Origin of the sequence: Asaia astilbis JCM 15831 (assembly GCF_000613845.1) — a bacterium.
GTDB classification, from domain to species: Bacteria; Pseudomonadota; Alphaproteobacteria; order Acetobacterales; family Acetobacteraceae; genus Asaia; species Asaia astilbis.
Genome location: NZ_BAJT01000037.1, coordinates 1 through 3,113, shown reverse-complemented (window position 1 = coordinate 3,113; position 3,113 = coordinate 1). Strand labels below are relative to the sequence as shown.

Annotated in this window: 4 protein-coding genes; all 4 read right to left on the bottom strand. The window is 61.4% G+C overall.

Translation table 11 applies throughout. From position 1 onward, the window contains the following. Positions 1-113 precede the first annotated feature (113 nt). Positions 114-1,601, bottom strand: a complete 1,488-nt coding sequence (locus JCM15831_RS15135; RefSeq protein WP_025824897.1) for a replicative DNA helicase — start codon at positions 1,599-1,601, stop codon at positions 114-116. Then, the gene (locus JCM15831_RS15130) at positions 1,594-1,773 is read right to left on the bottom strand and encodes a hypothetical protein (RefSeq protein WP_025824896.1); all 180 of its coding nucleotides are present in this window, start codon (positions 1,771-1,773) and stop codon (positions 1,594-1,596) included. Before JCM15831_RS15130 ends, JCM15831_RS15135 begins: the two co-directional genes overlap by 8 nt. Further along, positions 1,770-2,030 (bottom strand): hypothetical protein, encoded by a 261-nt coding sequence (locus tag JCM15831_RS15125; RefSeq protein WP_025824895.1) that lies wholly within the window; start codon positions 2,028-2,030, stop codon positions 1,770-1,772. Before JCM15831_RS15125 ends, JCM15831_RS15130 begins: the two co-directional genes overlap by 4 nt. A 670-nt stretch (positions 2,031-2,700) precedes the next feature. Beyond that, the coding region (locus JCM15831_RS22075; RefSeq protein WP_025824893.1) for a hypothetical protein at positions 2,701-3,113 on the bottom strand (413 nt) is incomplete at its 5' end.

The following is a 3,113-nucleotide window of genomic DNA, read 5'->3' as shown; positions in this document are numbered from 1 at the left end:
ATCCGCGTTCAGCGCCCGTTTCGTCGTTTCGCTCATCCCCGACAGTACCACACCCCGAGTCCGGTTTATACCGAAATCGCCCGGATTTGCTGGGTTTTTCATGCTTTTCTCGCTTACCACGCCGGGTCACTCTGGCGTTCATCGTCGCCCCGGAACCAGGTCGAGGGCCCGTCGAATTGCATCCCGACGATGCCGGTTCTGCCGCCTCGGTTCTTGAGCACGATCACTTCGGCCATGCCTGCCGACTTGGCCAGCCGCTCGGTCACTTCGGCAGCGCGCTTCTCGTAAGCTGCATCGCTTTCGCCGCTGTTCCGGCTGACCTGCCCATCTGCTCCAACCCGAAGCCGAAGCGCCATCTCCTCGCGGTAGAGTGCCATCACGCATCGGGCATCCTGTTCGATCGCACCACTGTCGCGGATATCGGCGAGGGAAGGGCGGCGGTCTTCGCGGTTCTCCGACTGCCGGTTGAGCTGGGACAGGGCGATCACAGGAACGTTCAGTTCACGAGCCATGCGCGCTACATCACGGCTGATCTCGGTCACTTCGGCCGTGCGGTTGCCGGAACGCTTCACGGCGCTGCTGGCCTCCATGAGTTGCAGGTAGTCGAGCGCGATGAACGCCAGCCCCTGCTTCTGTCGCTTCATGCGCCGGGCCCGTGTGAGGATCTGCTGCACGGTGGCCCCTTCGCGGTCGTCGACCATCATCGGGATATCGCGCGCGGCCATTCCGGCCGAGACGATCCGGTCCATTTCCTCGCGTGACACAGGCCGTCGTTCGCCGTTCGCGAATTTCCAGTGGCCGGTCATGACCACGTCGACCGGTAGGCCGGTCTTGCCCGCAATCGCCTTGCTCATCAGCTCCTCGGCTGACATTTCCCCGGACCAGATTAGCCCCCGCCCGGAAGTTTGGGCTGCGCGCATGGCCAGACCGAGCATCAGGGATGACTTACCAACACCCGGCCGAGCCGCGACGACATACACGCCACCTGGCCTCAGGCCACTCAGGAGGTCGTTCAAGCCCTGATAGCCTGTATCGATACCCGAAAGGGCGTTCCCTGCCTTCCACGCGGCTTCTGTGGCCTCTAGCATGGCATCGATAGCCGTTGCCGAGGTCTTCATCTGCCGTTCGGTGTCTCCGGTCAGCGCGAGGCGCTCAAGTCGCTCCTGCAATTCCTCGACCAGTACGGCGCCGGTTTTGTCGCCAGCATGGGTCACATCGAGGATCAGCGTCTCGGCTTCGTCCTTGAGCGATCGGAGAAGGGCAGCGTCAGCGATCGCTCGGGCATAGCCGCGCATCACCGGCTTGCCGACAAACGTGGTCAGGATGGAGGCGGCCGATGCTTTCCAAAATTCGGCAGTTTTCGGGTTTGTCTCGGCTTCGCCACGGATGGTGATCGGATCGCATGGCCTTCCGGCGCGGATCCGTTCCCGCGCTATCCGGTATAGCTCCCCGACTGCCTCGTTGGTGAAGGCTTCAGGGTTCAGGATGTCGTCGACCAGCTCCATGTTCGAGCTGGAGATCAAGATCCCGGCCAGAACCGAGCACTCCGCGTCGAACGTGTCGAGCGAACGCTTGGGAGGAAGGAAGATCGATTCACTCACGGCCGTTCCTCCCGAACTGCAAATCGGCGATCAGCCGGAGCGCCTTGGCCGTGGCCTGTATCTCGTCCTCGATCTCGTCGCGGCTCAGGGCCCCTTGCACGATCGCATCGGCGAAGGTGCTGTTCATGCGTTGGCGGTTGATGAAAAATGGTTCGGCTATGTGCTGGTTCATGGCTTGGACACTCCAAGAAAATCATCACGCATTGGGGGTCTGCCCTCGCAGCCGGTCCGGGCCCATTCACGCCGAGCAGCGACGAACGCCTCTTCGACTTCGGGCGGATACTGCGAGGCCGTAGGTTTGGCTGCGACCACGGCAGTCACGCTCTCGTCGTTCCACCTCTCGCCGTTGAGCCATGAGGCGGGGTGGGGGCGGTAGTCCTGACCATTCCGGACGTTCTCGCCAAAGGGCCAGGCCGAGACGGCCCTCATGATCGCCTCGTGCCCTATCTTGCGCCGTGCCTTGTCGTAGGCCTTGCGAGCCGATGCCTTGCCTTCCTTCCGAGGATACGCGCTCCAGAAGTCCTCGAAGTCTCTGGCTGGGCCCTCTGTCTCGCTTCCTGACTTTGCGTCTTCGGCTTCGAGTTCGAGCGTCGGTTCGTCCTCAAAGGGACTATAGGGTTATATGCTTCTGCTTCTGCTTCTTGGTGCTTAAGGGGGGGGGTTAACCCATCTTCTCTGTGGGGGTTAACCCCTGCCTTAACCCCCCGCTTAACCCCTGTTGTTCGTTTGGGGTTAAGCCCCCCGGTTAAGGTCGGATTGCCTCCCATCTTGCCATTTGTTGAAGCCTCATCGGAAACGGCCTTATCCCTGACCATGCGCCGATTGAAGATTACGCCATCTTCTGACCTGCTAAATGCGCCCGCTTCCTCAAGCTCAGACAGGCAGGAAGTAAGCTCTTCGAGACTCGCACCACACACGGCTGCGAGCTGGCGATCAGTCGGTTGACGACCGTTGACCAGCAAATGTCCGCACGGCTCCGCATCGAACATTATAGCCAATAGGTCCATCCAGATGCCGCGTGCGGCCGGGGAGCACATGCGCAATGCGGGATCGCGTTGCCAGTCCTGCCACCACCATTTTGTCCATCTTCTTGCGGTGCTCATCCCAGCACCTCGCGAATGGTTACGACCGTGCGCTGTTCGTCGCGCTTGCACTTGATGCCGATCACCTCGATTTCGGCGTACTGTGGGGCATCGTCGATGATGAAGCCGAGGCCACGCTTGTTTTTCGTGCGCTGACGAGCGCCTTCCGTGCGGACGTTGAGCAGTGCGGGCGTCGTCAGGCAGTCCAACAGCCGCTTGGCAGAGCCCCAGAGGTTGTCCTTGTCTGGGGTGCCGACAGAGTGCCGCTCGACGATGACCTTGGCACGCTCAAAAGGTGCCGGCGGGCGCAGGTGAAGTGCCGCTGCCATGATCTGCCTGCGGAGTTGGTTCTTCTGCTTTGCCGTTGTGAAGTGGCCAAACCCGGTCGTTCTGTTCACGAGCGGGAAAGGGGCGGGGAGGGTGAAGGTTA

Coding starts and splice junctions, on each gene's coding strand:
- JCM15831_RS15130 (WP_025824896.1), bottom strand. CDS start 1,773: ATGAACCAGCACATAGCCGAACCATTTTTCATCAACCGCCAACGCATG.
- JCM15831_RS15125 (WP_025824895.1), bottom strand. CDS start 2,030: ATGAGGGCCGTCTCGGCCTGGCCCTTTGGCGAGAACGTCCGGAATGGT.